The sequence below is a fragment of the Pseudooceanicola aestuarii genome, from assembly GCF_010614805.1.
In the GTDB taxonomy this organism is placed as follows: domain Bacteria; phylum Pseudomonadota; class Alphaproteobacteria; order Rhodobacterales; family Rhodobacteraceae; genus Pseudooceanicola; species Pseudooceanicola aestuarii.
This window is the reverse complement of the sequence record NZ_JAAFZC010000003.1, coordinates 1-25,041: the sequence shown is the minus strand read 5'-3', so window position 1 is coordinate 25,041 and position 25,041 is coordinate 1. Positions and strand designations below refer to the sequence as shown.

The window sequence follows — 25,041 nt, the reverse complement described above, 5'->3', positions numbered from 1 at the left end:
CAGATGGGCGCCGTGATCCTGCACGATTACTGGCGCTCCACCGCCAGCTACCGGGTGCGGATCGGGCTGAACCTGTCCGGGATCGACTGGCACAGCCGGCCCGTGGACCTGGTCGCCGGGGCACAGCGCAGCGATGCCTACCGGGCGCTGAACCCGCAGGGGCTGGTCCCGGTGCTGGAGATCGACGGCCTGCGGCTGACGCAATCCATGGCGATCCTCGACTACCTGGAGGACACAGGCCGCCTGTCCCTGCGCCCCGCCGACCCGGCGCAGGCGGCGCGGATGCGGATGGCAGTGCAGGCGATCACGGCGGATCTGCACCCGGTCTGCAACCTGTCGGTGGCGGATCATGTCGTGGCCCTGACCGGACGGGACAGCGCGCGGGCGGCGTGGATGGCCCGGTTCATCCGGCCGGGACTGGCGGCGGTGGAGGCGCTGCTGGATGCCACCGGCCCCTATGCCATGGGCGAATTGGTCACACAGGCGGATCTGGCCGTGGTCCCGCAACTTTACAACGCCGACAGATGGGGCGTGCCGGTGGACGATCTGCCTCGTCTTCGCCGGGTGGCGAAGGCCTGCGCGTCATTGTCCGCCTTTCGCGACGCCCGGCCCGACGCGATGGCGCCCTGACCTCCGCCGCCGCGCCTTTCCGGCCACAGGCGCGGCGCTGTCGCATCTGCTGCTCTGGTGGCATGGAGGGCGTCCTGCTAGCATCTTGCCATGGCCGAACGCGCTGATCTCCCTGACGATCCTCGGCAGCTGGACGTCTTTCCCACTTCTCTCGACCTGCGGCGGGAGGATCCGTCGCGCAACATGCGGCGGTTCTATCGCATGACCTTGCAACCCGATCTCTTCGGGGGCGTCTCGCTGGTGCGTGAATGGGGGCGGCTGGGCAGCGGCGGGCGCACGGTGGCGGAATGCCATTGTGACGAGGGGCGCGCCGTCACCGCGTTGATGGAACATGCCGCGGCCAAGCGGCGGCGCGGCTACGTCGCGGGCTGAGCCGCCCGGCCTCGGCCCCAACCTCACCCCATTCCGTCCACCCCATTGCGCCGGCCGCCCGCTACGCGGCGTCATGTCCCGACCCTGTTGCGCCCGGCTGATGGTTCGCCTACGAACAAATACGGTTAGTACGGACACGAACAAAAATGGCCGATCAGCTCAGGATCTTTCACAAGGTGCAGGTGGCCCATGCCGCCCTGTTCCGGGCCGCCGATCACCGCATCCGCAGCCGGGTCGGGCTGTCGACCTCGCAGCTGGCGGTGCTGTTCATCCTGGCGCGCAAGGACGGTCTGCCGATCTCCGAGGTGTCGCGCATCCTGTCGATGGGCAAATCCAGCCTGACCGGCCTGGTGGACCGCATGTGCGCGCGCGGGCTGGTCCGGCGCGCCCCCTCGGAACGGGACGGCCGCATCACCCAGCTGTACCTGTGTGCCCCCGGCCGCGCGCTGCTGGCCCAGGGTGGCGCCGAGACCCGGCGGTTCAACGCCGCGCTGCTGGCGCCCTTCTCCGCACATGAGCAGCAGGTGATCGACCGTTTCCTGACCCACCTGACGGAGAACGCGGACAGCATCATCAACCAACCGGAGGCGCGCACCGATGGCTGACGTGGTGACCGTCGCGCCGCTGCGGTTCCGCACCGCGGACGATTGGCTGCTGGAGGGCGATCTGTACCAGCCCGCGGCGCCGAAACTGGCGATCCTGATATCCGCCGGAACGGGGTACCCGCGCCGGTTTTACGATGCGGCGGCGACCTACCTGGCCAGGCAGGGCGCGATGGTGCTGACCTATGACTACCGGGGCATCGGCGGGTCCGGGGCGCAGGATCCGCGCTGGCACCAGATCGATTATGCCGATTGGGGCCGTCACGACCTGACCGCCGCCATCGGCGCGCTGGCGGGCGCCGCCAAGGGGCTGACCCTGACCCACCTGGCTCATAGCGTCGGCGGCCATTTCATCGGCCTGGCGCCCAATCACGGGCGGATTGCGCGCCATGCCTTCGTATCGGTCGGGACCGGCTATTTCGGCGGGCATCACCTGGGCAACATCCCGGCCGAGCTGTATTTCTGGTGGGGATTGGGCAGCGTTGCGCTGGCCCGTCACGGTCATATCCCGCGCGCGGGTGGCTGGCGGGGCGAGCCGCTGCCGCCGCGCCTGTTCCGCACATGGCGGCGGTGGAGCCACCGACGCGCCTATTTCCGGCCCGACCTGGACGGCGCGCTGGCGCCGCATCACTATGGGGCGGTCACGGCGCCAATCCGGTCCTGGCTGTTTTCCGACGACCCCATCGCCACCCCCGCCACGGCACGCGACCTGCTGCGCGTCTATCCCGCCGCCCCGCACCGCATCGTGATGCGCAGCCCGGCCGAGATCGGCCAGCGCCGCATTGGCCATGACGGTGCCTTCCGCAAGGGACGGGAGGTGTTGTGGCAGGACATCGGAAATTGGCTGGCCAGGGGCGAGGAGGCCCCCGAACCGGCCTGACATCTTGGAACTTCAACGCAAAAGGCATCCCATGACCGAGAATATCACCCTCACCACCCGGGACCGTGTCACCACCCTGACCATGGCCCGGCCGGAGAAACGCAATGCGATCACCCAGGCGATGTATGCCGCCATGGCCGACGCGCTGGAGGATTACGCCACCAACGACACCGCCCGCGCCTTTGTCATCACGGGGGCGGCGGAGTATTTCACCTCCGGCAACGATGTGCGCGACTTCGCCATGGGCGACCGCAGTACGGAGACCCCGCCGGTGCTGCGCTTTCTGACCGCGCTGTCGACCTGCCCCAAGCCGGTGATCGCCGCCGTGAACGGTCCGGCGATCGGTGTCGGCGTGACGATGCTGCTGCATTGCGACCTGGTGGTGATCGCGGAGGAGGCGACGTTCAGCACGCCCTTTGTCGGGCTGGGCCTGGTGCCGGAGGCCGGATCCTCGCTGTTGTTGCCCGCGCTGATCGGCATGGCGCTGGCCAATGACATGCTGTTGGCGAACCGTGTGCTGACAGCGGCGGAGGCCCATGCCGCCGGCCTGGCCTCCCGTCTTGTACCCGGAGCGGAGTTGACGGCGGAAACCGCGCGTCTGGCCGCCGGGGTCGCCGCCTCCGCCCCCACCGCGATGCGCGAGACCAAGGCGCTGATCCGCCATGGACGCGATCAGGTGAAGGCGCAGATGGATCGCGAATCCGTGCTATTCTCCGCCCAGTTGAAAACCCCGGAATTCGCCGAGGCCGTCGCCGCGCGCATGGCCAAGCGCGCACCGGTGTTCAAGTAACGCCAGCGGGGCGGGCGCCCAGGCCCGCCCCCCAGTTAGGGCCAGCGCGGCGGCCAGCGGGGTACCGCGTCACGCCACCCCGCTGAACCGGTCCAGTGCGTTGCGGGTGATCGTCTCCGTAAAGGGATCGCGGCGGGTCAGACCCATGATCCATTCGCAGGATCCGGCGGTCAGGACTTCGCCCTTGCCGCGTGTCATGCTGGTCACCATGCCCGATCCGTATTGGTAATTGCGCCGCGCGACCGGGGTGTCCGCCGCCGCCAGTTCGGCCAGGCCAGCCAGATCGGAATCGCGCACGTAATAGCGGTATCCCGGACCCTCATGTTCATATTCGAACAGGACGGCGGGGCTCATGGCCAGGATGTCGATCCCTTCCGGCACGCCGGGATCTGCGACGGGGTAGGGCAGTCCGCGCTCGAACGTGTAGTTCAGCCCGTCGACCTCGTAGCCGAAAATCCCGGCCTCCGCGCCGAAGACATCTGCATAGCGCAGGTCGGTCCCTTCGAACGCCCAATGCTCGGGCCGGTAGACGGTGAACCCGCGTGAGCCGCGCGGCGCGAACCCGCCCCAGCTGCCATACATGCCATGGCAACCATTGACCCCCACGGTGGAAGCGCCGGGCCAGTCGACCGCGCCGCTTTCCCAGGAGGCGGTCAGCAGGTGGCGGCGCTGCGGATCGTCGCGGACCGGGTCCATCTGGGGTGCCCTGGTCTTCCAGCAGACCTGCCGGGCGCCGTCGTCCTCCAGCCGGATCTGCCACAGGAAATTGCCCCCGAACCGGGAGAAGTTGCCGCCGCGCTCAACGAACTCCTCGACCGTCTTTCGCATTTCCCAGGACCAGTATTCGTCGTGCCCCACGGTGACGAGGCAGGTGTAATCGTCCAGGATCTCGGGGCGCAGATGCAGGTCGGTCTGGGTGACAATGTCAAAGCCATAGCCCTGTTGTTCGGCCCAGACGGCAAAGTGACGGTCGAACTGGGCCCAGCCGGCGGCGGCGTAATATTGGCCGAAGCCGTGGGAATAGCCCCATTCCTTGGACGGGTAGCCGGGCAGGTCGTTCATCTCGGGCATCCGGTTCTGCGCGATCCGCGCTGCGCCCTTGGGCAGCCAGAGCATGCCGCGGGTCCAGGGCCGGTGCAGGCTGAGATGCGGTGAGCCCTCGTTGCCGTTCGGCCCCCAGGTGCCGAAGTAATGATTGGCGCCGCCCCAGTCGTTGTAGGCCGTCCAGGTGCCGGTGGCGAGCATGAACAGGATCTTGCCCTGGCGGGTCTCGGGTGTCGGTCGCACCACGAGGAAATGATGTTGCACGAACCGTTCACCGTCCTGTCGCAGGCAGGTGGACACCACGCGATAGAACCCTGGCCGCTGGTCGGCGGGGATGGTCCAGGAATGCAGCACCGGCCAGTCGCAGCCGTCCATATAGGCCGTCGGGGCCGTCCGGGTGAAGCTGCCGGGCAGGTCGTGGGCCTCGTGCGCCATTTCGGGCTGCCAGCCGTCGCGGTAGATTTGCAAGGTCCAGGTTTCTGCGGTGGTGGAGCCGTGGAATTCCACCGTTTCGCCGGGATCGTAGGACATGCGCGGGGTGTAGACGAAGACTTCGGCCAGGTCGGGATCCTCACGCGGGGCCTGGTAGCGGTAATCGGCCAGGAAATGCTCGTCGGCATAGCCCTTGCGCACGCCCCAGGGGGCGACGGCATGGGGGCCGGTTTCGGGAAAGCGGAACTTGGATCGGGTCATCGGCGGGGCGTCCTTCGGGGGCTGGTTCTGATAGTGGAATCGGGCCGGAGGGGGTAGCGGAATGTCAACCGGCTGCCGTCCGGGTGATGCTGTAGAGGAGGGCAATCGGGGAATGGCCCGAGTCTTGTGATATACCAGAAGGTCGAATAATCGCCGATCCGTCAAGCTTTGCTTGCCCGATAGGCAGGGATAGTTCGGGAATTGATGGGCAGATCAGCAACATTTTTTGATGGGCTGAGTTTGACGATTGTCCTGTAATAGTCAGAAAAATCAACGTAAATCCTTTTCATTCGCGCCCCTGCGCCCGGTGTCCAGCCCTTTGGGCGGCCGCTTTCTCTCTCTGCTTTGCCCCAAAGGGTCTGAAAAAAGTTGTTATACATGGTATATCATGTTCTAGTGCCTGAACACATTGCGGCGCGATCATGGTCGCGCATCCAGAACGGGGAGACATATGGCGCAACAAGACCCCATGCCGGCCGGCGCCGAGATCCAGGTGCGCGGGCTCGACAAGCGGTTCGGCCAGCTGAAGGCGGTCGATGACCTGTCCATCGACATCCAGAGCGGCGAGTTCCTGGCGCTGCTTGGTCCGTCGGGGTCCGGCAAGTCCACGGTTCTCATGATGCTGGCCGGTTTCGAAGTGCCCAGCGGCGGGTCCATTACCATCGACGGCCGCGATTGCACCCGCCTGACGCCGCAAAAGCGCAATATCGGCATGGTGTTCCAGCACTATTCCCTGTTCCCGCACATGACGGTTCTCGACAACGTCGCCTTTCCGCTGAAAATGCGGGGGGAGACGCGCGCCAGCCGTCGCCACCGCGCCGCCGAGGCGCTGGAGGTCGTGCGCTTGCAGGGCTACGGCGACAGGATGCCCTCGCAATTGTCCGGCGGCCAGCGCCAGCGCGTCGCCCTGGCCCGCGCGATTGTCTACCAACCCCGATTGCTGCTGATGGACGAGCCGCTGTCCGCGCTGGACAAGAACCTGCGCGAGGAAATGCAGCTGGAGATCAAGCGGCTGCATTCCGAACTGGGCGTGACCGTCGTTTTTGTCACCCATGATCAGGGCGAGGCGCTGACCATGGCCGACCGGGTCGCCATCCTCAGGGGCGGGCGCATCCAGCAGATTTCCCCCGCGCGAGAGTTGTACGAGCGGCCAGCCAACCTGTTTTCGGCCGGGTTCATCGGCGAAATGAACATGATCCCCGCGCAATGGGACGGCAGCGCCCTGGCCCTGGGGCAGGGGCAGCGGCTGGATCCGCCGGGCGCGTCCCTGATCGGTCGGGTGCCCGAAGGGGCCGCCACGCTGGCCCTGCGCCCGGAACGGTTGCGCGTCACCGCGCCCGACGCGCCCGGGGCCTTGCCCGCCACGCTTGAGGAGGTGGTCTATGCCGGGGCCGGTACGCTGCTGATCGCGCGACTGGCGGACGGGACGGAGATCCGCGCCCGCGTGCCCTCGGCCGGGCTGCCGGCGCTGGCGGTGGGCGACCGTATCGGCCTGGTCTTCGACGCCGATGCGATGCTGGTTTACGGGGAGACGACAGCATGAGCCCGGCGCGCCTTTTCCAGCCGGACGGGCGCGCCCTGTCGCGCGCGGGGGCCTTCCTGTTGATGGCGCCGTTCTTCCTGTTGATCGGCTTTGCCTTTCTTTATCCGCTGTTCAGCCTGCTGTCGATTTCGGTCACCGAACCGCAGGTCGGGCTACAGAATTACGAGCGTATTCTGGACAATCCCGTCTACGGCAAGGTGCTGCTGCGGACCTTGTGGATCGCGCTGATGGTGGCGGTTCTGTCGCTGTTTCTGGCCTTTCCGGTGGCGATGGCCATGGTGTCTTCGGGCGGGGCGATGGCCGTGTTCATCACTGCCTGCGTCCTGCTGCCGTTCTGGTCTTCGGTCCTGGTACGGACGGCGGCCTGGGCCGTGCTGCTGCAACGCAACGGCATCATCAACGACGCCTTGCAGGCCATCGGCCTGATCGAGGCGCCGATGCGTCTGCTTTATACCCAGGGTGCGGTGGTGGTGGCGATGACCCATGTGCTGATGCCGTTCATGGTGCTGCCGATCTATGGCGCGCTGCGCAACATCCCGGCCGATTACGGACGGGCGGCGGCGATCTGCGGGGCCGGGCCGTTGCGCCGGTTCCGGGAGGTGACGCTGCCGCTGGCCATGCCGGGAGTGCTGGGCGGGTTCATCCTGGTGTTCCTGACCGCGCTTGGCTATTTCATCACGCCCGCGCTGCTTGGCTCTCCGCAGGAGATGATGATCGCGACGTTGATTTCCCAGCAATTGCGCGAATTCCTCGACTGGCCGTTTGCAGCCGCGCTGGTGGGCGTGCTGACGCTGTTCGTCACCGCGATCACACTGTTGTTCAGCCGGGTCTTCCGCTTTGACCGGATGTTGGGGGGGCAGCTATGACCCGTCGCCCCGATCCCGGCCGCCTGCTGCTGATGGCCTATGTCTACCTGGTCCTGATCTTCGTGCTGGCACCGATCGTGGTCATCCTGCCGATGGCCTTCAGCGTGCCCGACTACCTGACCTTTCCGCCCGAGGGGTTCACCCTGGACTGGTTCGGCGCCTTCTTCGGCAATGCGCGCTGGATGAAGGCCTCTGTCTTCTCGCTGAAGATCGCGGTGCTGACGGCTCTGGTCACGGTGGTTGTGGGCACCATGGCCACCTATGCGCTGATGCGCGGCGCGGGGTGGTTGGGCAGCCTGTTCCAGGGCCTGCTGATCACCCCCATCGTGGTGCCGCATATCGCGCTGGCCGTGGCGCTGTACCTGTTCTTCCAGCGCACGGGCCTGTCGGGCACGGTGGCCGGCTATGTCATGGCCCATGCCATCATCGCCATGCCCTTCGTGGTTTTTACCGTCGCGGCGGCGCTCAGCTCGGTCGATGCAACGCTGGAGGACGCGGCGATGAGTTGCGGCGCGTCGCGCTTCGATGCCTTCCGGCTGGTCACCCTGCCGCTGATCCTGCCCAATGTCCTGTCGGGGGCGCTGTTCGCGTTCATCCTGTCCTTTGACGAACCGGTGATCTCGTTCTTTCTGGCCGGTATCCGCGACAAGACGCTGCCCCGGATGATGTTCGACAACATCGAACAGAACCTGACGCCGGTGATCCCGGCCATCGCCGTGCTGCTGACCGGCGTTTCCATCTTTGTTCTGGTCTCCGCCGCGATCCTGCGGCGCATGGCCCAATCCCGGAAAATGCCCGCGCAAGACGGGTGATCCGGCCCACCACGGCACCGACGACAAGGAGAGTGACATGAAGATGACGAAAAAGGCCGCGATGCTGGCTTTGGCCCTGCTCACGGCCGGCACGGCCGCGCGGGCGGACGAGCTGGTGATCGCCACCACGGGTGGCCTGATGCGCAACCAGATGGAGCAATGGTTCTACCTGCCGTTCGCCGGGGAAACCGGGACGGAGGTCATCCCCTTCGATATCGAGGTGCCCGACCAATGGGCCCGCGCCGAGGGCATGGTGCGGACCGGCAATGTCGAATTCGACATCGTGACCGCGACCGGCCCGGATCTGGTCGGCAAGGCCGATATGCTGGAGACGATCCCCTGCGACAGCCTGGACAACGTTCGGGAATACGCGCTGCCCGGAGCCTGCCAGCCCAAGGGCATTGCCCGCACCACCGGCGGCATGGTCCTGACCTACAACACCGAGACCTACGCCGGGAATGCGCCTGCATCCTGGGCGGATTTCTGGGACGTGGAGACCTATCCCGGTCCGCGCGGCCTGCCCGATACCGGTGACCGCGACTGGTGGCTGCCCACCGTTGCGCTTCTGGCCGACGGCGTCGCAAAAGAGGATCTGTTCCCGCTTGACCTGGACCGGGCCTATGCCAAGCTTGAGGAGATCCGCCCCCATATCGCCGTCTGGTGGAAGACCGGCAACCAGGTTCAGCAGATCATGCGCGACAACGAGATCGCGATGACGATGGCCTATTCCGGGCGCGCGCTGAAGGTCATCCAGGACGGATCGCCCTTTGCCATGGCCTGGGATGGCGCAATCCGCGATACCGGCTACCTCGCGGTGCTGAAGGACTCGCCCAATCCCGAGGGCGCGATGGCGTTCATCAATTTCTTCTACGGCGCCGCCGACGGGCATCCCGGTTTCATCCAGGCGGTGGGCTATGCGACCTCCTCCACCATCGGGCTGAGCCAGCTGCCCGAGGACGAGCAGAAGCTCTACGCGACCTATCCGGCGAATTACGACATGCTTGTCGATCCCGACTTCGAATGGATCGGCGCCAATCGCGATGCGCTGCGGGAGCGTTGGACCAACTGGCTTCTGCAATGACCTGACCGCGCGGGCGGCGTTGACCCGCCCGCGCGACGGGCCGTTGATTGAACTCCGTGGACCGTGCCCTGTTCTCCGGTGCACCGTCTGCCGGGCGCGCGCGCGGAATGGCGCCGCGGCATGGTGGGTCGCGCGGAAGTGCCGCGTTGGGTGGCCTGCGGTATCACATCGGGACTTGCCCCATCCCGACAAACCGACCATGCCGCTGCCACGCCGGTGAAGATCGAACACCTGTTCTGCACCCACCCGCCTTTCTAGCACTTCGCATGGAACGCCACGCCCCTGCCCATGGCGGGATACCGCCAGTCCCCGACGTCCTCCTCCACGCCAACGGGTCGCCCGCCCTTGTCGCACAGGGATAGTTAGGATACTAACTGCGCTGTGAAAAGATTTGGCATCCATCATATTCTGCACTCCGCCGATATCCTGGAGGCCCGCCTGCGCCAACGGCTGCGCGGGCTGAACCTGCAACCGCGCCAGGCCCGTGTCGTGGATGCCCTGGGGCGTCTCGGCACGGCCTCTCAGGGAAAATTGGCGCGGCAATTCGATGTCACCCCCGCCAGCATGAGCACGATGACCGCCCGCCTGATCAATGGCGGTTGGATCTCGCGCAGCCCCGATCCCGATGATCCGCGCATCAATGTCCTGCGACTGACCGACAAGGGTCAGGATCTGCGCGCGGAAATCGAAGCCGCCTGGGAGGACATGGACAGGATGATCCGCGACCTTCTGGGCCCGGACACGGCGGATGCGTTCCTGCAAGGCGCGTTCAAGCTGCATCAGGCCCTGGGCGCGCATGTCCCCGGTACCCAACCCCCGCACACATCCCTGCACCCTGAGGAGACAGACTCATGACCCGATCCCCGGCCCCCTGGTTGGTCGCGCTTTCGCTGTTGCCAATGACAGCCCATGCCCATCCGGATCCCGCGCGTTTCAACGCCACGGCCTTTGCCAGCGAACCGGCCATCGTCGATTGCACGCTGGAAGACGGCAGCACGGCGCAATGCTATGAATTCACCGTGCCCTACAAGCCCGCGGAGCTGGAGATCGGGCCGTTCTGCCCCTCGGACATCGATGGCGAAGGTGGTCTGTGGGATTGGGACGGAGAGGAGGCGGGCTTGTACAAGCTGGACCGCGCCTTTTGGGAGATGCTCGCCGCGCAGGGCTACAAGTTCTACGACGAGGACGGCACCATCGCGATCAGTGACCCCGGGTCCGGCGCGCGGCCCACGGCGGACCATTCCTGCCTGATGGCCACACAGGACGAAAGTGTCATCATCACCATGCGCCTGCCGGTCACGCCGGTGATGGCCGAAGACGCCACGGGACTTGGGACCGTCGCACAGGTGGGCGTGGCGCTGGACGGCGTGCCGATCTTCGCCGATGCGCCCTCGGTCCTTGAAACAGGTCACCTGCCTGCGCTGGATGTCTGCGGCGGCCATATTGATCCCGGTGGCTGGTACCATTGGCACGCGACCGCGACCGACATCGACACCATTGCCGAACACGAGGGGGTCGCGGTGGATTGTGGCGCGGTGGCGCAAGATCCCACGGCGATCTTCGGCTATGCCTTCGACGGGTTCCCGATGATGGGCAGTCTTGAGGCTGACGGGACCAAGCCGGAAGGGCTGGACCAGTGCAACGGCCATGTCGGGGCCACCGCGCAGGGGGAGACCTACCATTACCATGCCTCCCCCGAATTTCCGAACCTGCCCACCTGCCTGGTGGGGCTGACCGCGCAGGACAAATTCGCCACCACTGCGCAGAACGGCATCGGTGCCGCCGGTTTCGGCGGTGCTGGCCCGAATGGTGCTCCCGGTCAGGGCGGTGGTCTGCCCGAAGGGATGGACGACGCCGCCAAGACACTGGGTGTGACCTTGCCTGCCCTGCTTGATGCTCTGGGCACCGGTCCGCGACCGGATTTCGATGCGGCGGCCCAGACGCTGGGCGTTTCGGTGGAGGCGTTGCGCGCTGCATTGCCGGCGCGGCCCTGATCGCGGCCCGGCCCAGGTCGGGCAAGCGTCCGGCACCTCGGGGGTCTCGCGCCGCGTCTCTGGCAGGCCCTCGGCCAGGTTCTCGCCCCGCCGCCGTGAGATTGCCGGAATGACAGGCCGACAGGGTCACCGACGGCGAACTCCAGGCCCATCAGCGTGATCGGCGGCCGCCGCACTACCTGAATCGGTCAAAACCGCTGTGGATCGGCGGGGGGTGATGAATCCCGGCGCGCTTGGCCCGAGACAGGGGGGCTGCCGCGCCCGGAGCCTCGATGGTGGCCGGGGCACGGGTTGGCGCGGCTGCTCCCCTCAGCCCGTGTCGCGCAGCGCCTGTTCCAGGGCCTGTACCGGGTGGGGCAGCGGCGTATCGGCGAACCGCCGTGCCTGGGACCGGCAGGAAAAGCCGGTGGCCAGCAGCGGCGGCGCGCTATCCTGCGTCACCTTCTCGTGCCAGTTCAGAGCAAAGATCCGGCGCGACATCTCCCGGTGTTCGGTCTCGTGACCGAACAGGCCGGCCATGCCGCAGCAGCCGGCGCGGTGCGCGGTCAGGCGCAGGCCCGCCGCGTCGAAAATCGCCGCCCAGCGGGTCAGGTTGGCGGGATCGGCCGCGGTTTCGGTGCAATGGCCGATCAGCCGGAACGCGCCACCGCCCGCACGCGGCATCGCGGCGAGCCTCTCGTGCAGGAACCGGTCCAGCGACAGGGGCAGCGCGGTGGCGGGCAACACGTCGAAATCCTGACGGTAGAGCATGGTGGCCGCCGGCTCCACGCTGACCAGGGGCAGGCCGGTGGTGGCGAGGGCCGTCAGATCCGCCATGGCGCGCTGTTGTGTCCGGGCAAAGGCCGCCTGAAATCCTCGCACCTGCAACGCCTTGCCGTTGCGCAGCGGCGGCGTGTGGAACACCGTCAGCCCCATCCGTGCCAGCAGCCGGGCCGTGGCCTCCAGCACCTGCGGCTCGAACGGAGCCAGGAAACTGTCGCACAGCAGGATCACCGCGCGATGGGGATCCACCCCGGCGGGCAGGGCGGCACCGGGGGCCAGCTGCCGGGCGCCCGCCGCGCGCATCCGCCGCGACAGGCCCGTCCGGTCCAGCCGGGGCAGGTCCACCAGCCCCAGCGTCCGCGCCAGCGCGCCCCGGCCCAGCCGCAGCCCGGCATTGGCCAGCGTCGGCATCCGCGCGGCCAGCAGGGTCAACCCCTCCATCCGGCGCAGAAGGTGGTCGCGGGCGGGCCTGGGCCGGGTGGCGTGACGCGCCGCGAGAAAGCGCGCCTTCATCGTGGGGATGTCGACCTGCACGGGGCATTGGCTGGTGCAGGCCTTGCAGGACAGGCAGGTCGCCAGGCTGTCGGCCAGCGCCGTTTCGGCCGTGGCCGCAGCCGCATCGCTGCCGGTTTCGCGCGCGTGCAGCCAGTCGCGCATCAGCGCCGCGCGGCCCTTGGGCGATTGCACGCGGTCGCGCGTCACCTTGTAGGACGGGCACATCTCCTGCGCGCTGTCCCAGTGGAAACAGGCGCCGTTGCCGTTGCAATCCACCGCCCTGGCATAGCCGTCCTGCGCCGCGATCCGCTGATCCCGCGCGCCGCGAAAGGCGATGCCGTCGATCCGGTCCAGTGCCAATTCGGTCCCGGCGGCGGTTGCCAGCTTGCCGGGGTTCAGGCGGTTGGCGGGGTCGAACGCCGCCTTGATCCGGCGCATCAGGGCAAAGAGCTGCGGGCCAAAGTAATCCGCACCGTATTCACCGCGCAGTCCCTTGCCGTGCTCACCCCAGATCAGCCCGCCATGTTCGCGCGCCAACCGCGCCACGGCATCGGAGACCGGGCGGATGCGGGCGCGGTGGTCGGGCAGGCGCATGTCCATCAGGGGGCGCACGTGGACACAGCCGACATCGGCGTGGCCATACATGCCGTAATCCAGCCCCTGAGCTGCCAGGATGTCACGGAACCCGGCGACAAAGGGCACCAGCCGGTCGGGTGGCACGGCGGCGTCCTCGACAAAGGCGGTGCCCTTCAGCGCGCCCTTGCCCTTGCCCATCAGACCCACGGCATCCTTGCGCAGCCCGTTGATCGCGGCCATCTCCTGTGTGCTGCGGGTGGTGCGGATGCCCACGGCGGGCGTGGCGGCGGTGGCAACCTGTTCCAGGGCGGCCAGCTGGCGGTCGATCTCTGCGGGGGTGTCGCCCGCGACCTCGGCGAACAGATAGCCGCCGCATTCGGCCAGGGCACTGCCCAGCAGCGGCTCCAGCACGGGCCAGGCGGGGGTTGTCTTGCCCAGACGCACGGTGACGTCGTCCAGGAACTCCACGGCGTCGGGATCGGCGGGCAGCAGGTCGGGCACCGCGCCAAGTGCGGTCAGCGTATCGGCATAGCCGATGATCGCCATGCCGCGATGGGCGGGCAGGGGGGTGACCCGCAATTCCAGCGCGGTGATGATGGCCAGGGTGCCTTCTGATCCGGCCAGCAGCCTGGGCAGGTGCAGGGTGCCGTCGCGGCCGTGCAGCCCGGCCAGGTTATAGCCGGTCAGGCCCCGGTTCATCACAGGGAAGACGCGGGCGATCTCGGCGGCATGGGTGGGCAGCTCGGCGCGCAAAAGGCGCACGGCGGCGCCCAGCGGGCCATCGGGAGCGGGCGCGTCACCGGGCAGATCCGCGAACCGGGCGGGGGTGCCGCAGGCCAGCACCACCTCGGCGGCATGCAGGTGATCCGAGGTGCGGCCGTAGCGCCGCGACCCCTTGCCCGAGGCATCGGTGCCGACCATCCCGCCCAGCGTCGCCCGCGATGCGGTTGAAACGGCGGGCGGAAAGAACACGCCCTGCGGGGCGAGGAATGCGTTCAGCTGGTCCAGCACCACGCCCGGCTCGACGCGGACGATGCCGCGCGCGGCATCGTAATCCAGGATCCGGTTCATGAAACGCGAAGTGTCCAGCACCACGCCATCGGTCAGCGATTGCCCGTTGGTCCCCGTGCCGCCGCCGCGCGGGGTGATCGGCAGGCCGGCCTGGTTGGCGGCGGTGAGGGCGGTGGCGATATCGGCAGGGCCGGCAGGTTCCAGCACGCAGGCCGGCTCGCGGTAATAGATCGAATTGTCGGTGGCATGGACCACCCGCGCGGCGCGCGCGGTGCGGGCCTGCCCCTTGAAGCCGCGGCGCCCCAGCTCCTGCAACAATCGGGTGACGGGGGCGACGGTCGTCGTAACGGCCATGTCCTTCATGCGATGCCTGTCAGCGGATCAGCGACGGCAGGAACAATGTCACCTGCGGCACGTAGGTCACAAGCATCAGCACCACGAAGGACACCAGCAGCATCGGCCACAGCGCCAGGCTGATCCGTTCGATGGGCATTTTGCTGATCGCCGAGGCGACGAACAGCGAATAGCCAAAGGGCGGCGTGGCCATGCCGATCGCCAGGTTGATCACCACCATGGCGCCCAGGTGAATCGGGTCCAGCCCCAGCTGCGCCCCGATGGAGGACAGCGTCGTGCCCAGGATGATCATCGCCGCGATATTGTCCATGATCGCGCCGATGAACAGCAGGAAGACGTTCAGGATCAGCAGGATCACGATCGGATTGGTGGAAATCGACATGATCCCCCCCGCGATGGCCGACGGCAGTTGTTCGATCGCGACCAGCCACCCGAAGGCGGAGGCGATGGCGATGATGAAACACACGATGGCGGATGTCCGCATCGATGCCATGATCACCCGGCCCAGGTCGCGCAGCGGCAATTCGCGGTGAATGAACAGCCCCACGATCAGGGCATAGAACACCGCGATGGCTGAGGCCTCCGTCGGGGTGAAAATCGAACCGTAGATGCCGCCCAGGATGATGACGGGTGCCAGCAGCGACCACTTGCCGTCCCACAGGCTGTCGATCAGCTGGCGCCGTGTGGCGCGCGGCTCCAGCGGGATATCGGGACTGCGGCGCGCCACGATCCAGCAGACCAGCATCAGCCCCAGGGCGATCAGCAGACCGGGGATAATGCCGGCCAGGAACAGCTGATTGATCGAATCTTCGGCCACCACGCCCCAGATGATCATCGGGATCGACGGCGGGATCATCTGGCCGATGGGGCCAGAGGCCGCCGCCAGCGCGGCGGAGAAGTCGCGCCGCCAGCCGCGTTGCTCCATCTCGGGGATCATGATGCCGCCGATGGTGGCCGTCGTCGCCGGGGCAGAGCCGGAGATCGCGGCAAAGAAGGTGGCGGACAGCACCGTCACCATGCCCAGCCCGCCGGTGACATGCTGCACCAGCGCCTGGCAGAACCGCACCAGCCGCCGCGACAGCCCGCCATGCATCATCAGGTCCCCGGCCAGGATGAACCCCGGAATGGCGAGGATGGAGAAGCTTTGCGTGCCCGCGATCAGCCGCTGCGCCAGGATCACCAACGGGAAATCCGCGAGGTAGAGGCCAAGAACCGAGGCGATGCCCAGGCAAAACGCGATCGGCATCCCGCCGAACATGGAAATCAGGAAGGTCGCCAGGATGGCGGTTGCGACAACACTCATCCCACGATCTCCTTCGGGGTCTCGGCCGGGGCTGCGGGGCGGAACAGGCGGGCCAGCGCGTGCAGCGCGCCCAGGCCGCCGCAGACCGGCGCGGCCAGGTGCAGAACCTCGATCGGCAGGCGCATCGCGGCGGACACCTGGCCCATGGTGCTGACCGTGTAATCATAGCCCGACACCGCCAGCGCGATGCAGAAGGCCAGGATGGCCAGGGTGATCGCCCGTTCCCACCACAGGCGCAGCCCGCCGGGCAGGTAGGAAATCAGCACATCCAGCCGCACATGGGCCATGTCCCGCAGGACCGAAGTCGCGGCCAGAAGCGTGGTCCAGGTGAACAGGATCAGGGCCAGTTCCTCGGACCAGACGAGCGAGGCGCCCAGCACGTAGCGGGAAAAGACCTGAAGGATCAGCGCGGTCATCATCACCGATGCCATCCCGATGACGACGATATCGGTGGCGCGCGCGACCCAATGGGAGGTTCGGTCCAACAGCTTGATCATTCTCGGCTCCTGGTCTGGAGAGCTGGTCAGGAAAACTGGTCAGGAAAACCGGCGCCGCGCCTGGTGGGGAACGGCGCCGGGGCGGGCGATCAGTTCTGGACGGCGGCCAGCGCCTTGTCGAACAGCGCTTCGCCGATCTGCGGCTTGAACTCGTCGTAGACCGGCAGCACCTTCTCCCGGAAGGCGGCGGGGTTCTCGATCTCGTTCACTTCCATGCCGGCCTCTTCCAGCTTGGTGATCAGGTCGGCGGAGTTCTGCGCCACCTGCTCCCGCTGGCTGGCGATGGCGTCGGATACGGCGCCGGCAAAGGCCATGCGCTCGTCGTCCGACAGTTTAGACAGGCTGCGCTGCGACACGATGATGCCAAGAGCGCTGTAGGTATGCTTGGTCAGGGACAGGTAATCCGTCACTTCGGGGTACTTGTTGGCAAAGATCACCGCCAGCGGGATCTCCAGCCCGTCGATGGTGCCCTGCTGCGCGGCGGTGAAGGTTTCGGACCAGGCCATCGGCGTGGGGTTGCCGCCAAGCGAGGAGAACATGCCGATGAACACCGGGCTTTGCATCGTGCGGAACTTCACGCCTTCCACGTCGGCGGGGGTGGTCACCGGGCGCTTGTTGTTGATCATGTTGCGGAACCCGCCTTCGGCAAAGCCCAGACCGACCATTCCCTTGTCCGACAGCTTGGCCAGCAGCTCCTGGCCAACTTCGCCGTCCAGCACCTCGTGGGCCTGGGCCTCGTCCGCGAACAGGAACGGCATGTCGTTCAGCTGGAAGGCCGGATCGACATTGGCGATGGCGGCATTGGTGATGATGCCGACGTCCAGCGTGCCGTATTGCAGCCCTTCCAGCATCTGTTTTTCGTCGCCCAGCTGGTTGTTGGGGAACATCTGCACGGCGAACTTGCCCGGCAGGCGGTCCTCCAGCTCGGCCGCGATGGCGCGGGCAGCAATGGCATAGGGATCCTGTGCCCCGTCCGAGGTTGTCCAGCCGATGCGCAGCGTGTCCTGCGCCAGGCCGGGCAGCGCGGTGGCGCCCAGGGTTGCGGCGGCGATCAGGGCCGTGGCGGTTTTCTTGAGTGCAATCATCTTGGTATCCTCCCTTGGATGATCAGGTGTTGGGGGGTTCGAACCCATAAAGACGCGCTGGATTCTGGGCCAGGATGCGATCCCGCGTGGCCGTGTCGGGCGCCCAGTCGTCCAGCATGTTCAGCAAGGCGCCGTCATTGGGCATGTCGACGTTGATGTAGGGATGCGGCCAGTCGCTGGCCCACAGCACGCGTTCGGGATTGGCGCGAATGATTTCGCGCGCGAAAGGCGCGATATCGGTATAGGGGGTCTCGTTCTGGCCGGTGATGCGATAGCTGCCCGACAACTTCACCCAGGATTTGCCATCCGCCACCAGCGAAAGCATCTCCTGGAAGCCGGGGTGACTGGTCCCGGCCGAGGTCGGCATATGGCCCAGGTGGTCGAAGACCGTTTCCACCGGCAGCGTGCCCAGCGTGTCGCGGATATCGGCGAATTCGGAGACATCGATCAGCATTTGCAGATGCCAGTCCAGGGCGGCGACCTTTTCGGCGATCTTGCGCACGTCCGAGACTTCGACGCCGGAGCGGAACAGCAGGTTCAGCCGCACGCCCCGGGCGCCGGCTTCGTGCATCTCTTCCAGTTCCTTTTCGGTGATGTCCTCGTCCACCACCACAACGGCGCGCAGCCGATCGGGATGGCGGCGCACCACATCCAGCGTGCAGCGGTTGTCGCGGCCATAGACCGAGGGTTGCACGATCACGCCCCGGTCCAGCCCCAGCGTGTCCAGCATGTGGAAATAGGCGGCGGTGCTGGCCTCGGGCGGGGTGTAGGTGCGATGCGGGGTATAGGGATACTGCGCATCGGGGCCAAAGATATGCGCATGGCAATCCGTAGCGCCCGCCGGCGGGACAAAACGCGGCGCATGGGGGTTCAGGTCCGCGGCGGCGCAGACGGGGATTTCGACTTCACCGAGTGAGGTCATGCGGCTTTCCTCCCAGCCTTGGAGGCCGCGCAGGCCCAGTCGGTCGGCCGTGCGCAGCAGGTGGTTCCATGACGCGCGGCGGGCCCTGTCGGGATCGCCGGTGCGGATGGCTTCGAGTATGGTGTGGAGTTCACGTTCGATCTCCAGCGGGCCATCGCTCCTGAGAACGGACCGGGCGAGGTCATCGGCGATCCCGGCGTCGATGCGGATATAGAGAAACCGCATGAGGTCGCGGAAATAGGGATTATTGGTGGCGATGGCGACATGCTGGTGGAACAGGCGCTGTTCCTTCATCGCGGGGCCGCCTGCCTCCAGCGCCGCCTGCACCTTGGCAAAGGCGTCCTCCACGCTGCGCAACTGCGACAGGGTGCGGCGACGGGCGGCCATGGCGGCGCCCGCGACCTCGATCTCCATGCGCAGTTCCAGCACCTGCCGCAGATGTTCCAGGGACGACAGGATCTGCGGGTCGATCTTGAACCCGGACGCCGCCACCGGAGAGCAGACAAAGGCACCTATTCCGTGCCGCGTCTCGACCAGCCCGGCCTCGCGCAGTTGGGCGATCGCCTCGCGCACCGCGCTGCGTCCGGCGTCGAAGGTTTTCACCAGCTCGGCTTCTGTCGGCAGCTTGTCCCCGACGGAGAGGGTGCCGCCGGTGATCATTTCGGACAGCTGGCCGGCGATCTCGTCCGAGATGCGGCGCCGTCCGACGGGGCGCAGGTCTAGCGGGGTTTCGGAACGCATGTGCGGGTCTCTCCTCCAGGATGGGTCTACTAGGAAATCAGATGTCTGACAACTGACAACTGATCTCACAGAATTCCAATGTTCCACGCGCCTGACCCCCCGCCGCTTCGGGGCGACGGGGGGAGGGCAGTGTCGGCATCATAGGAAAAGGCGTGGCGATTCGCCGAAGCCCGTGGGGTGAGGTCAGGGGCAGGGCTGGTGCCGGATCAGTCGGGGAGAAGGATCTCCACCGGTTGCGCCCAGAAGATCAGCACCATGCAACCGCTGTCCGAGCGGACGGAATGCACGCTGCCCGGTGCGTTGCACACCATGTCACCGGCGCGATAGGTGCCGGTTTCATCGCTTTGCGCGCCTTCCAGCACCAGGATCGTCTCCATCCCCGGATGACGGTGCCGGGGCACCGAGGCGCCGGGCTGGTAGCGCAGCACCGCCCATTCGCCGCCGTCCGGGCCGTCACGCCACAGCGAACAGATCTCCACCCCTGGGCGGAACGGTTCAAATGTCAGCGCCGCGCGACCCGTGCCCAGCAGGTCGGCAAAGACCATCGGACTCACGCCGCCAGCCCCGCGATCACGGCGGCGGAGGTGCTGACACCGCCGAATACGCCGCCCTGCATCTGCACCATGCGGATCGCGGCATCGTGGTTGGCGCGGTCGGTGGCGCCGCAGCAATCCTCGACCAGCAGGCATTCGTAGCCCCTGTCGTTGGCCTCCCGCATGGTGGTGTGCACGCAGACATCGGTAGTGATCCCGGTCAGGATCAGGTTCTCGATCCCGCGGGTGCGCAGGGTCAGGTCCAGGTCGGTTGCGTAGAAACTGCCCTTGCCCGGCTTGTCGATGATGATTTCGCCGGGGCGGGGGGCCAGTTCGTCGATGATCTGCCAGCCGGGTTCGCCGCGCACCAGGATGCGCCCGCAGGGACCGGCATCGCCGATCCCCGCGCCAATCTGGCGAGAGCGCCAGCGCTTGTTCGCGGGCAGATCGGCCAGGTCGGGGCGGTGCCCCTCGCGGGTGTGGAGGATCGGATAGCCCCCGGCCCGCATCGCCGCCATCAGGCGGGCGATCGGCCCGATAGGCGCGCGGGTCAGCGACAGGTCATAGCCCATCTTGTCCACATATCCGCCCGGTCCGCAGAAATCCGTCTGCATGTCGATGACGATCAGGGCGGTGTTCTGCGGGCGCAGGTCGCCGTTATAGGGCCAGGCATAGGGGGTGGCGTCGATTGGGGGCATCTGCGGTTCCTCTGCTGTGTGCCCGCAGGCTAGCAAAGCTTCGCGATGCTCAGTTGTGCTGAATTTTGGCAAATCCGGTGCGGAAAATGCATCACTTTGCCAGATGGTCCAGGGCCTGCATCAATTGCTGTGCGAAGCGGGCCGGGGCGACGGGCAGGCTGCGCCCGCGCAGCTGGCCCAGGATCAGCCGCCCCGGCGCGATGTCCCGCCGCGCCAGCGGACGGGAGGTCAGCCCCGGCGGCAGGCGCAGCCCGACAGGGATCTGGAACGCCAGCGCATCCGCGAATTCCACGTAATGGCGCATGAAATCAAATGAGTCCGCCTCCAGTATCGGGGACAATTGCCGCGAAGTCGGGGCCAGCGCGGCTTCCAGCATCCGCCGCACCGCGTAGGAGCGTCCGGGCACCACATGCGGCTGGTCCAGGCAGGCGCGCAGCCGGATTTCGGCCTGCCGGGCCAACGGGTTGTCGGCGCGCATCACCGCGTGCACCGGCTGCGTCAGGACGGCCAGGGTCTCCACATCGGCCAGGTGCGCGGGTTCCAGAACCAGGGCCAGGTCACTGTGGAAACTGCGCAAATCTTCCTCTGCCGCGGCGCGGTCGCGGATCTGGACCGAGAAGGTGACACCCGGATGTTCGGCGCGGTAGCGGGCGATCTGACCGGGCAGGAAATAGGGCGCCAGAGCCTGGGAACAGGCGATGGAGACATGGCCGCGCCGCTCTCCTCCCAGGTCGGCGACCAGGCTTTGAACCCGGCGCAGGTCACTTTGCTGGCTGCGGAAATGCTGTATCACAAGCTCTCCGGCCGGGTTCAGGCGCATCCCGCGCGGCAACCGTTCAAAGATGCGGGTGCCGAAATCCTCTTCGAACCGCTGAATCCGCCGGTTCAGGGCGGAGGCTGTGATATGCAGATCTTCCGCCGCCTTGCGGATCGACCCGGCGCGGGCGACGGCCTCGATAAATTGAAAGTCTTTCAGATGGCGCATCGCGATCCCCTTATGCTGCATTTATTGCATCACTTCTGTGAAAACTTGGCAATTGAGTTCACCGGAGATTCGCGCTCCCCTGCCGGTCCCAGCACCGGAGAATGCCCATGACGATCCCCCTGACTTTCGATTCCCTGGCCCGCGCCTATGACGATGGCGTGCCGCCGTCGCAGATCATCGCGCAGGTCTATGATCGCATTCGCGACGTGGCGGATCCCGGCATCTTCATCACCCTGCGCGCGGAGGCGGAGGTACAGGCCGAGGTCGCAGCCCTGGGTCCGCGCGACGCATCGCGCCCGCTGTGGGGCATCCCCTTTGCGGTGAAGGACAATATCGACGTCGCCGGCCTGCCCACCACCGCCGCCTGCCCGGCCTGGGAATACCGGCCCTCGGCCGACGCCTTTGTCGTTGCGCGCCTGCGGGAGGCCGGGGCCATCGTGATCGGCAAGACCAACCTGGACCAGTTCGCCACCGGGCTGGTCGGCGTGCGCACGCCGTACGGCGCGCCGAAAAACGCGGTGGACCCGGAAATCGTGCCGGGCGGATCCTCTGGCGGATCGGGCGTCGCCGTGGCGCAGGGCATCGTCAGCTTTGCCCTGGGGACCGACACCGCCGGATCGGGGCGGGTGCCTGCGGCGTTGAACAACATCGTCGGGTTGAAGCCGACGCTGGGCAGTTGGTCGGCCAGCGGATCGGTGCCCGCCTGCCGGTCGGTGGAGACGATATCGGTCTTCGCGCTGACCATCGCGGATGCACATGCGGCATTTCGCGTCGGGGCGGTGTTCGACCCCGCCGACAGCTATGCCCGGCGGATCGACGCCCCGGCCCTGCCCGCTGCGCCCACCGGGTTGCGCATCGGTGTGCCCGACGACGCGATCTTGCAGACCTTTGGCGACACGGCGCAGGCGGCGTCCTTCCACGGCGGATTGCACCTGCTGGAAGCGCAGGGCCACCGGATCGTGCCGCTGGACTTCACGCCGTTCCACGATGTGGCCGACATGCTTTACAATGGCGCCTGGGTGGCGGAGCGGCACAGTGTCATCGCCGACTTGCTGGCGCGCGCGCCGGAGGAGATCCTGCCCGTCACCCGCCAGATCATCGCCAAGGCCGAAACGCTGAGCGCGACGGACGCCTTTCGCGGTTTCTACCGGCTGAAGGATCTGACCCGCCGGGTGGAGGAGGTGATGGCCGATCTGGATCTGCTGTGCGTCCCGACGATCCCCACTTTCTACAGCGTCGCCGATCTGGAGCGCGATCCCGTCGGCCCCAATTCCAACCTGGGCACCTATACCAATTTCGTGAACCTGCTGGACATGTGCGCTCTGGCCCTGCCCATTCCCGCGCGCAGCGACGGGCGGCCGGGCAGCGTGACGCTGCTGGCCGGGGCCGGACAGGACGCGCGGCTGGCCGCGATGGGCCAGGCGCTGGAGCAGGCTGGCGCGCGGACCCTGGGCGCCACCGGCTGGCCGCGCGGCTGATCCCCTCAGCGTCGGCGTTCGAGAATCCAGAAGAAGACGACGGTGATCGCCAGCACGACCATCAGCAACAGGAAGGCGGCGGCGTTGCCCTCGTTGATGGCCAGGCCCTGGAACGCCCGCTTGTAGGCGTAGAAGGACAGCAGCTCGGTCGAGATGCCGGGCCCGCCCTTGGTCATCACGTAGACCAGATCGTAGGTCCGGAATTCGTTGATCAGCTGGATGACGATGGCGATGGCGGCCACGGGGCGCAGCATCGGCAGGGTGATGTACCAGAATTGCGCAACAGGCCCTGCGCCGTCGACCTCCGCCGCTTCGAACGGCTCACGCGGGAGGGAGGCCAGGCCCGCCGACAACAGCAGCACGACAAAGGATGTCTGCTGCCAGATCTCCACGAAGACCAGGGTCGAAAGCGCCAGATCGGGACTGCCCAGCCAATCCACCGGCGCGATGCCCAGTTGGCCCAGCGTGGTGTTCACGATCCCCAGATTGGGTTGCAGCAACATCTTCCAGATCAGCGCCACGGCGACGGGGGACATGGCCATCGGCAGGGTCAGGATGGCGAAATAGACGGCCCGCATCCGCACCACCTTGGTCAGCAGCAAGGCGATGGCCAGCCCGACGACGAATTCTCCGATCACGGCGGCGGCGGAGAACCGCAAGGTCACGCCGAGCGAGGACCAGAACATCGGGTCTGTCAGAACCTCGATATAGTTTTCCAACCCCTGAAACGGGCTGAGCCGGGGCCGGATCAGCGTCATGTTGGACAGGGAAATGACCAGCGCATAGCCCAGCGGCAGGCCCATGGTGATCGTCAGAAGGGCAAGGCCGGGGGCGGCGAACAACCGGCCCAGTCGGCGGCGCGCACGGGAAATGCTGTAGTCGGGCATGAACTCTCCGGGAGGGATGAAAAGCCCCGCCACGTTTCCGGGGCGGGGCTGGTGCGATCAGTCTTCCATCAGTTCCGCCAGGCCCTCGGCCGCGGAGGTGATGGCCTCCTGGGGGGTGGCATCCCCGCTGGCGGCCAGGGAGATCTGGGTGCCCAGCACGTCCTCGTATTGCGCGGTATAGGTGAAGATCGGGAAGGATTTGCCCGCCTCGACCACCTTCTGCCCGTCGGCGTAATAGGGATGCGCCTCCAGAACCTCGGCGGCGGAGAACACATCCGATTGCACCGGGGAATGGCCTTGTACGGCGCGTTTCACCGCGATCTCAGGGCTTTGCACCCAGGAGATGAACTGCCAGGCGGCGTCCTTCTCCGCATCCGACACGTTGGTCGGAATGCCCCAGCCCCAGCCGCCGGATTCGCCCGCACCGCCCGGCATGACCGACAGCGACAGCTTGCCCGCCACTTCGGGGCAGGTTTCGGCATTGTCCAGCTGCGGGAGCATCCACCAATAGGTGACCATGGAGAACGCCTCGCCGCTGCACATCAGGCGCATCGTGTCGTCCAGCGTGGCCGACAGCGCGCCGGTCTGGGCGGCGTTCTGGATGGCATCGGCATAAAGCCCAAGGGCGGTGACCGCCGCCGGGCTGTCCAGCGTGACGGTGCCGTCTTCACCCAGATAGCTGCCCCCCGCGGAGAACAGGTAGTTGGAGAACTCCATGGAGTTCGGGTCGCCTTTCTGCCCCTGCATCGCGGCGCCCACGACCTGACCGTCGGCGGAAACTGCCTTGGCCAGCTCCACGTAGCCTTCCAGCGTGTCGGGCAGCGCGACGCCCCGTGCCTCCAGGATGTCGCTGCGGTGGATCAGACCCATGGAATAATTGTACATCGGCAGGATCGGCAGGTTGTCCTCGGTCGCGCCCAGCAGGTCCAGCATGGACGGGATAAAGCCGGACATGTCGAACCCGGTCTCTTCGACATAGGGGCCCAGATCGGTCAGCCAGCCGGCTTCGGGGAATTCCCCGGCCCACAGGAAATCGACGGACAGCAGGTTGTAGTAGGACTGGCCGCCGACCAGCTGGGCCACCAGCTTGTCATGCATGTCGCCATAGCCGACCTTTTCGAACTCCACGGCGATGCCGGTCGCTTCGGTGAACTCGGGCAGCAGCTCTTCGATGATGCGGGTTTCGGGCACGTCCTCCATCAGGGCGCGGATGGTGACATCCTGCGCCATGGCGGGCGCGGCGAGCATTCCGGCCATCAGCGCAAGGGTGGAGCAGCGGGTAAACCTGGTTTTCATGATCTTTCCTTCCTGTTGGTATGAGTGTTCGAAAGCGGGCCGGTTGGTTCGGCCCTTCTGTTGGCGCGCGGGCCGGAACCCGCGCGCGGAAATCATCAGCCCACCCCCCCG

At 66.8% G+C, this 25,041-nt stretch carries 24 protein-coding genes; 12 read left to right on the top strand and 12 right to left on the bottom strand.

From position 1 onward, the window contains the following. The first annotated feature begins 3 nt into the window (after positions 1-3). From maiA to G5A46_RS16475, 5 genes are all read left to right on the top strand, one after another. A complete protein-coding gene (maiA, locus tag G5A46_RS16495) occupies positions 4-630 on the top strand; it encodes a maleylacetoacetate isomerase (RefSeq protein WP_163851277.1) in 627 nt (208 codons plus the stop codon). 90 nt (positions 631-720) lie between these two features. Next, positions 721-1,002, top strand: a complete 282-nt coding sequence (locus G5A46_RS16490; protein ID WP_163851276.1) for a WGR domain-containing protein — start codon at positions 721-723, stop codon at positions 1,000-1,002. A gap of 146 nt (positions 1,003-1,148) precedes the next feature. Then, entirely contained in the window at positions 1,149-1,607 is a 459-nt protein-coding gene (locus G5A46_RS16485) for a MarR family winged helix-turn-helix transcriptional regulator (protein WP_163851274.1), read from the top strand. Further along, positions 1,600-2,484 carry an alpha/beta hydrolase family protein gene (locus G5A46_RS16480; protein WP_163851272.1) on the top strand — a complete coding sequence of 295 codons (885 nt, stop codon included), beginning with the start codon at positions 1,600-1,602 and terminating at the stop codon, positions 2,482-2,484. Before G5A46_RS16485 ends, G5A46_RS16480 begins: the two co-directional genes overlap by 8 nt. 31 nt (positions 2,485-2,515) lie before the next feature. Then, positions 2,516-3,274 carry an enoyl-CoA hydratase-related protein gene (locus G5A46_RS16475; protein ID WP_163851270.1) on the top strand — a complete coding sequence of 253 codons (759 nt, stop codon included), beginning with the start codon at positions 2,516-2,518 and terminating at the stop codon, positions 3,272-3,274. 69 nt (positions 3,275-3,343) lie between these two features. Here the strand turns inward: G5A46_RS16475 and G5A46_RS16470 are convergent, their stop codons facing one another. Both G5A46_RS16470 and G5A46_RS16465 read right to left on the bottom strand, forming a co-directional pair. Beyond that, positions 3,344-5,011, bottom strand: a complete 1,668-nt coding sequence (locus G5A46_RS16470) for a N,N-dimethylformamidase beta subunit family domain-containing protein (RefSeq protein ID WP_163851268.1) — start codon at positions 5,009-5,011, stop codon at positions 3,344-3,346. Between the two features lie 161 nt (positions 5,012-5,172). Further along, positions 5,173-5,391, bottom strand: a complete 219-nt coding sequence (locus tag G5A46_RS16465) for a hypothetical protein (RefSeq protein WP_163851266.1) — start codon at positions 5,389-5,391, stop codon at positions 5,173-5,175. Between the two features lie 71 nt (positions 5,392-5,462). Here G5A46_RS16465 and G5A46_RS16460 point away from each other — a divergent pair, with 71 nt between their 5' ends. From G5A46_RS16460 to G5A46_RS16435, 6 genes are all read left to right on the top strand, one after another. Next, positions 5,463-6,554, top strand: coding sequence for an ABC transporter ATP-binding protein (locus G5A46_RS16460; RefSeq protein WP_163851264.1), 1,092 nt, complete (start codon positions 5,463-5,465; stop codon positions 6,552-6,554). Further along, complete coding sequence (locus G5A46_RS16455) at positions 6,551-7,420, top strand: ABC transporter permease (protein WP_163851262.1); 870 nt, start codon at positions 6,551-6,553, stop codon at positions 7,418-7,420. Before G5A46_RS16460 ends, G5A46_RS16455 begins: the two co-directional genes overlap by 4 nt. Further along, a complete protein-coding gene (locus tag G5A46_RS16450; protein WP_163851260.1) occupies positions 7,417-8,232 on the top strand; it encodes an ABC transporter permease in 816 nt (271 codons plus the stop codon). Before G5A46_RS16455 ends, G5A46_RS16450 begins: the two co-directional genes overlap by 4 nt. Positions 8,233-8,269: 37 nt before the next feature. Next, positions 8,270-9,313: an extracellular solute-binding protein gene (locus tag G5A46_RS16445; protein ID WP_204318777.1), complete on the top strand. Its 1,044-nt coding sequence runs from the start codon at positions 8,270-8,272 to the stop codon at positions 9,311-9,313. Positions 9,314-9,694: 381 nt separating this feature from the next. Further along, positions 9,695-10,168, top strand: a complete 474-nt coding sequence (locus G5A46_RS16440; protein ID WP_163851257.1) for a MarR family winged helix-turn-helix transcriptional regulator — start codon at positions 9,695-9,697, stop codon at positions 10,166-10,168. Then, on the top strand, positions 10,165-11,307 hold the full coding sequence (locus G5A46_RS16435) for a YHYH protein (protein WP_163851256.1): 1,143 nt from the start codon (positions 10,165-10,167) through the stop codon (positions 11,305-11,307). Before G5A46_RS16440 ends, G5A46_RS16435 begins: the two co-directional genes overlap by 4 nt. Positions 11,308-11,616: 309 nt before the next feature. Here the strand turns inward: G5A46_RS16435 and G5A46_RS16430 are convergent, their stop codons facing one another. The 8 genes from G5A46_RS16430 to G5A46_RS16395 all read right to left on the bottom strand — a co-directional run bounded on the left by G5A46_RS16430 (position 11,617) and on the right by G5A46_RS16395 (position 21,269). Further along, a complete protein-coding gene (locus tag G5A46_RS16430) occupies positions 11,617-14,505 on the bottom strand; it encodes an FAD-binding and (Fe-S)-binding domain-containing protein (RefSeq protein ID WP_163851254.1) in 2,889 nt (962 codons plus the stop codon). Between the two features lie 19 nt (positions 14,506-14,524). Beyond that, on the bottom strand, positions 14,525-15,808 hold the full coding sequence (locus G5A46_RS16425) for a TRAP transporter large permease (protein ID WP_163851252.1): 1,284 nt from the start codon (positions 15,806-15,808) through the stop codon (positions 14,525-14,527). After that, positions 15,805-16,305, bottom strand: coding sequence for a TRAP transporter small permease (locus G5A46_RS16420; protein WP_163851250.1), 501 nt, complete (start codon positions 16,303-16,305; stop codon positions 15,805-15,807). Before G5A46_RS16420 ends, G5A46_RS16425 begins: the two co-directional genes overlap by 4 nt. 89 nt (positions 16,306-16,394) lie before the next feature. Then, positions 16,395-17,390, bottom strand: coding sequence for a TRAP transporter substrate-binding protein (locus G5A46_RS16415; RefSeq protein WP_163851248.1), 996 nt, complete (start codon positions 17,388-17,390; stop codon positions 16,395-16,397). Between the two features lie 22 nt (positions 17,391-17,412). After that, the gene (locus G5A46_RS16410) at positions 17,413-19,053 is read right to left on the bottom strand and encodes an amidohydrolase family protein (RefSeq protein WP_163851246.1); all 1,641 of its coding nucleotides are present in this window, start codon (positions 19,051-19,053) and stop codon (positions 17,413-17,415) included. A 206-nt stretch (positions 19,054-19,259) separates the two neighbouring features. Further along, the gene (locus G5A46_RS16405) at positions 19,260-19,598 is read right to left on the bottom strand and encodes a cupin domain-containing protein (RefSeq protein WP_163851635.1); all 339 of its coding nucleotides are present in this window, start codon (positions 19,596-19,598) and stop codon (positions 19,260-19,262) included. Positions 19,599-19,603: 5 nt separating this feature from the next. After that, complete coding sequence (biuH, locus tag G5A46_RS16400) at positions 19,604-20,284, bottom strand: biuret amidohydrolase (RefSeq protein WP_163851244.1); 681 nt, start codon at positions 20,282-20,284, stop codon at positions 19,604-19,606. 91 nt (positions 20,285-20,375) lie between these two features. Next, on the bottom strand, positions 20,376-21,269 hold the full coding sequence (locus G5A46_RS16395) for a LysR family transcriptional regulator (protein WP_163851242.1): 894 nt from the start codon (positions 21,267-21,269) through the stop codon (positions 20,376-20,378). A gap of 107 nt (positions 21,270-21,376) precedes the next feature. Between G5A46_RS16395 and atzF the strand changes: the two genes are divergently transcribed. Then, positions 21,377-22,747 (top strand): allophanate hydrolase, encoded by a 1,371-nt coding sequence (gene atzF, locus G5A46_RS16390; RefSeq protein ID WP_163851240.1) that lies wholly within the window; start codon positions 21,377-21,379, stop codon positions 22,745-22,747. 5 nt (positions 22,748-22,752) lie between these two features. On the opposite strand, the gene G5A46_RS16385 is transcribed toward atzF, so the two are convergent. Beyond that, the gene (locus G5A46_RS16385; protein ID WP_163851238.1) at positions 22,753-23,634 is read right to left on the bottom strand and encodes a carbohydrate ABC transporter permease; all 882 of its coding nucleotides are present in this window, start codon (positions 23,632-23,634) and stop codon (positions 22,753-22,755) included. 57 nt (positions 23,635-23,691) lie between these two features. Next, a complete protein-coding gene (locus tag G5A46_RS16380) occupies positions 23,692-24,930 on the bottom strand; it encodes an ABC transporter substrate-binding protein (protein ID WP_163851236.1) in 1,239 nt (412 codons plus the stop codon). Between the last annotated feature and the right edge of the window lie 111 nt (positions 24,931-25,041).

Bases quoted from the DNA above. Each gene is read 5' to 3' on its own strand.
- G5A46_RS16460 (WP_163851264.1), top strand. From the start codon at position 5,463: ATGGCGCAACAAGACCCCATGCCGGCCGGCGCCGAGATCCAGGTGCGC.
- G5A46_RS16450 (WP_163851260.1), top strand. From the start codon at position 7,417: ATGACCCGTCGCCCCGATCCCGGCCGCCTGCTGCTGATGGCCTATGTC.
- G5A46_RS16430 (WP_163851254.1), bottom strand. From the start codon at position 14,505: ATGGCCGTTACGACGACCGTCGCCCCCGTCACCCGATTGTTGCAGGAG.
- G5A46_RS16475 (WP_163851270.1), top strand. From the start codon at position 2,516: ATGACCGAGAATATCACCCTCACCACCCGGGACCGTGTCACCACCCTG.
- G5A46_RS16445 (WP_204318777.1), top strand. From the start codon at position 8,270: ATGAAGATGACGAAAAAGGCCGCGATGCTGGCTTTGGCCCTGCTCACG.
- G5A46_RS16395 (WP_163851242.1), bottom strand. From the start codon at position 21,269: ATGCGCCATCTGAAAGACTTTCAATTTATCGAGGCCGTCGCCCGCGCC.
- G5A46_RS16465 (WP_163851266.1), bottom strand. From the start codon at position 5,391: ATGTATAACAACTTTTTTCAGACCCTTTGGGGCAAAGCAGAGAGAGAA.
- G5A46_RS16405 (WP_163851635.1), bottom strand. From the start codon at position 19,598: ATGGTCTTTGCCGACCTGCTGGGCACGGGTCGCGCGGCGCTGACATTT.
- maiA (WP_163851277.1), top strand. From the start codon at position 4: ATGGGCGCCGTGATCCTGCACGATTACTGGCGCTCCACCGCCAGCTAC.
- G5A46_RS16420 (WP_163851250.1), bottom strand. From the start codon at position 16,305: ATGATCAAGCTGTTGGACCGAACCTCCCATTGGGTCGCGCGCGCCACC.
- G5A46_RS16410 (WP_163851246.1), bottom strand. From the start codon at position 19,053: ATGCGTTCCGAAACCCCGCTAGACCTGCGCCCCGTCGGACGGCGCCGC.
- G5A46_RS16485 (WP_163851274.1), top strand. From the start codon at position 1,149: ATGGCCGATCAGCTCAGGATCTTTCACAAGGTGCAGGTGGCCCATGCC.
- atzF (WP_163851240.1), top strand. From the start codon at position 21,377: ATGACGATCCCCCTGACTTTCGATTCCCTGGCCCGCGCCTATGACGAT.
- G5A46_RS16480 (WP_163851272.1), top strand. From the start codon at position 1,600: ATGGCTGACGTGGTGACCGTCGCGCCGCTGCGGTTCCGCACCGCGGAC.
- G5A46_RS16455 (WP_163851262.1), top strand. From the start codon at position 6,551: ATGAGCCCGGCGCGCCTTTTCCAGCCGGACGGGCGCGCCCTGTCGCGC.
- G5A46_RS16425 (WP_163851252.1), bottom strand. From the start codon at position 15,808: ATGAGTGTTGTCGCAACCGCCATCCTGGCGACCTTCCTGATTTCCATG.
- G5A46_RS16435 (WP_163851256.1), top strand. From the start codon at position 10,165: ATGACCCGATCCCCGGCCCCCTGGTTGGTCGCGCTTTCGCTGTTGCCA.
- G5A46_RS16380 (WP_163851236.1), bottom strand. From the start codon at position 24,930: ATGAAAACCAGGTTTACCCGCTGCTCCACCCTTGCGCTGATGGCCGGA.
- G5A46_RS16415 (WP_163851248.1), bottom strand. From the start codon at position 17,390: ATGATTGCACTCAAGAAAACCGCCACGGCCCTGATCGCCGCCGCAACC.
- G5A46_RS16385 (WP_163851238.1), bottom strand. From the start codon at position 23,634: ATGCCCGACTACAGCATTTCCCGTGCGCGCCGCCGACTGGGCCGGTTG.
- biuH (WP_163851244.1), bottom strand. From the start codon at position 20,284: ATGCCCCCAATCGACGCCACCCCCTATGCCTGGCCCTATAACGGCGAC.
- G5A46_RS16470 (WP_163851268.1), bottom strand. From the start codon at position 5,011: ATGACCCGATCCAAGTTCCGCTTTCCCGAAACCGGCCCCCATGCCGTC.
- G5A46_RS16490 (WP_163851276.1), top strand. From the start codon at position 721: ATGGCCGAACGCGCTGATCTCCCTGACGATCCTCGGCAGCTGGACGTC.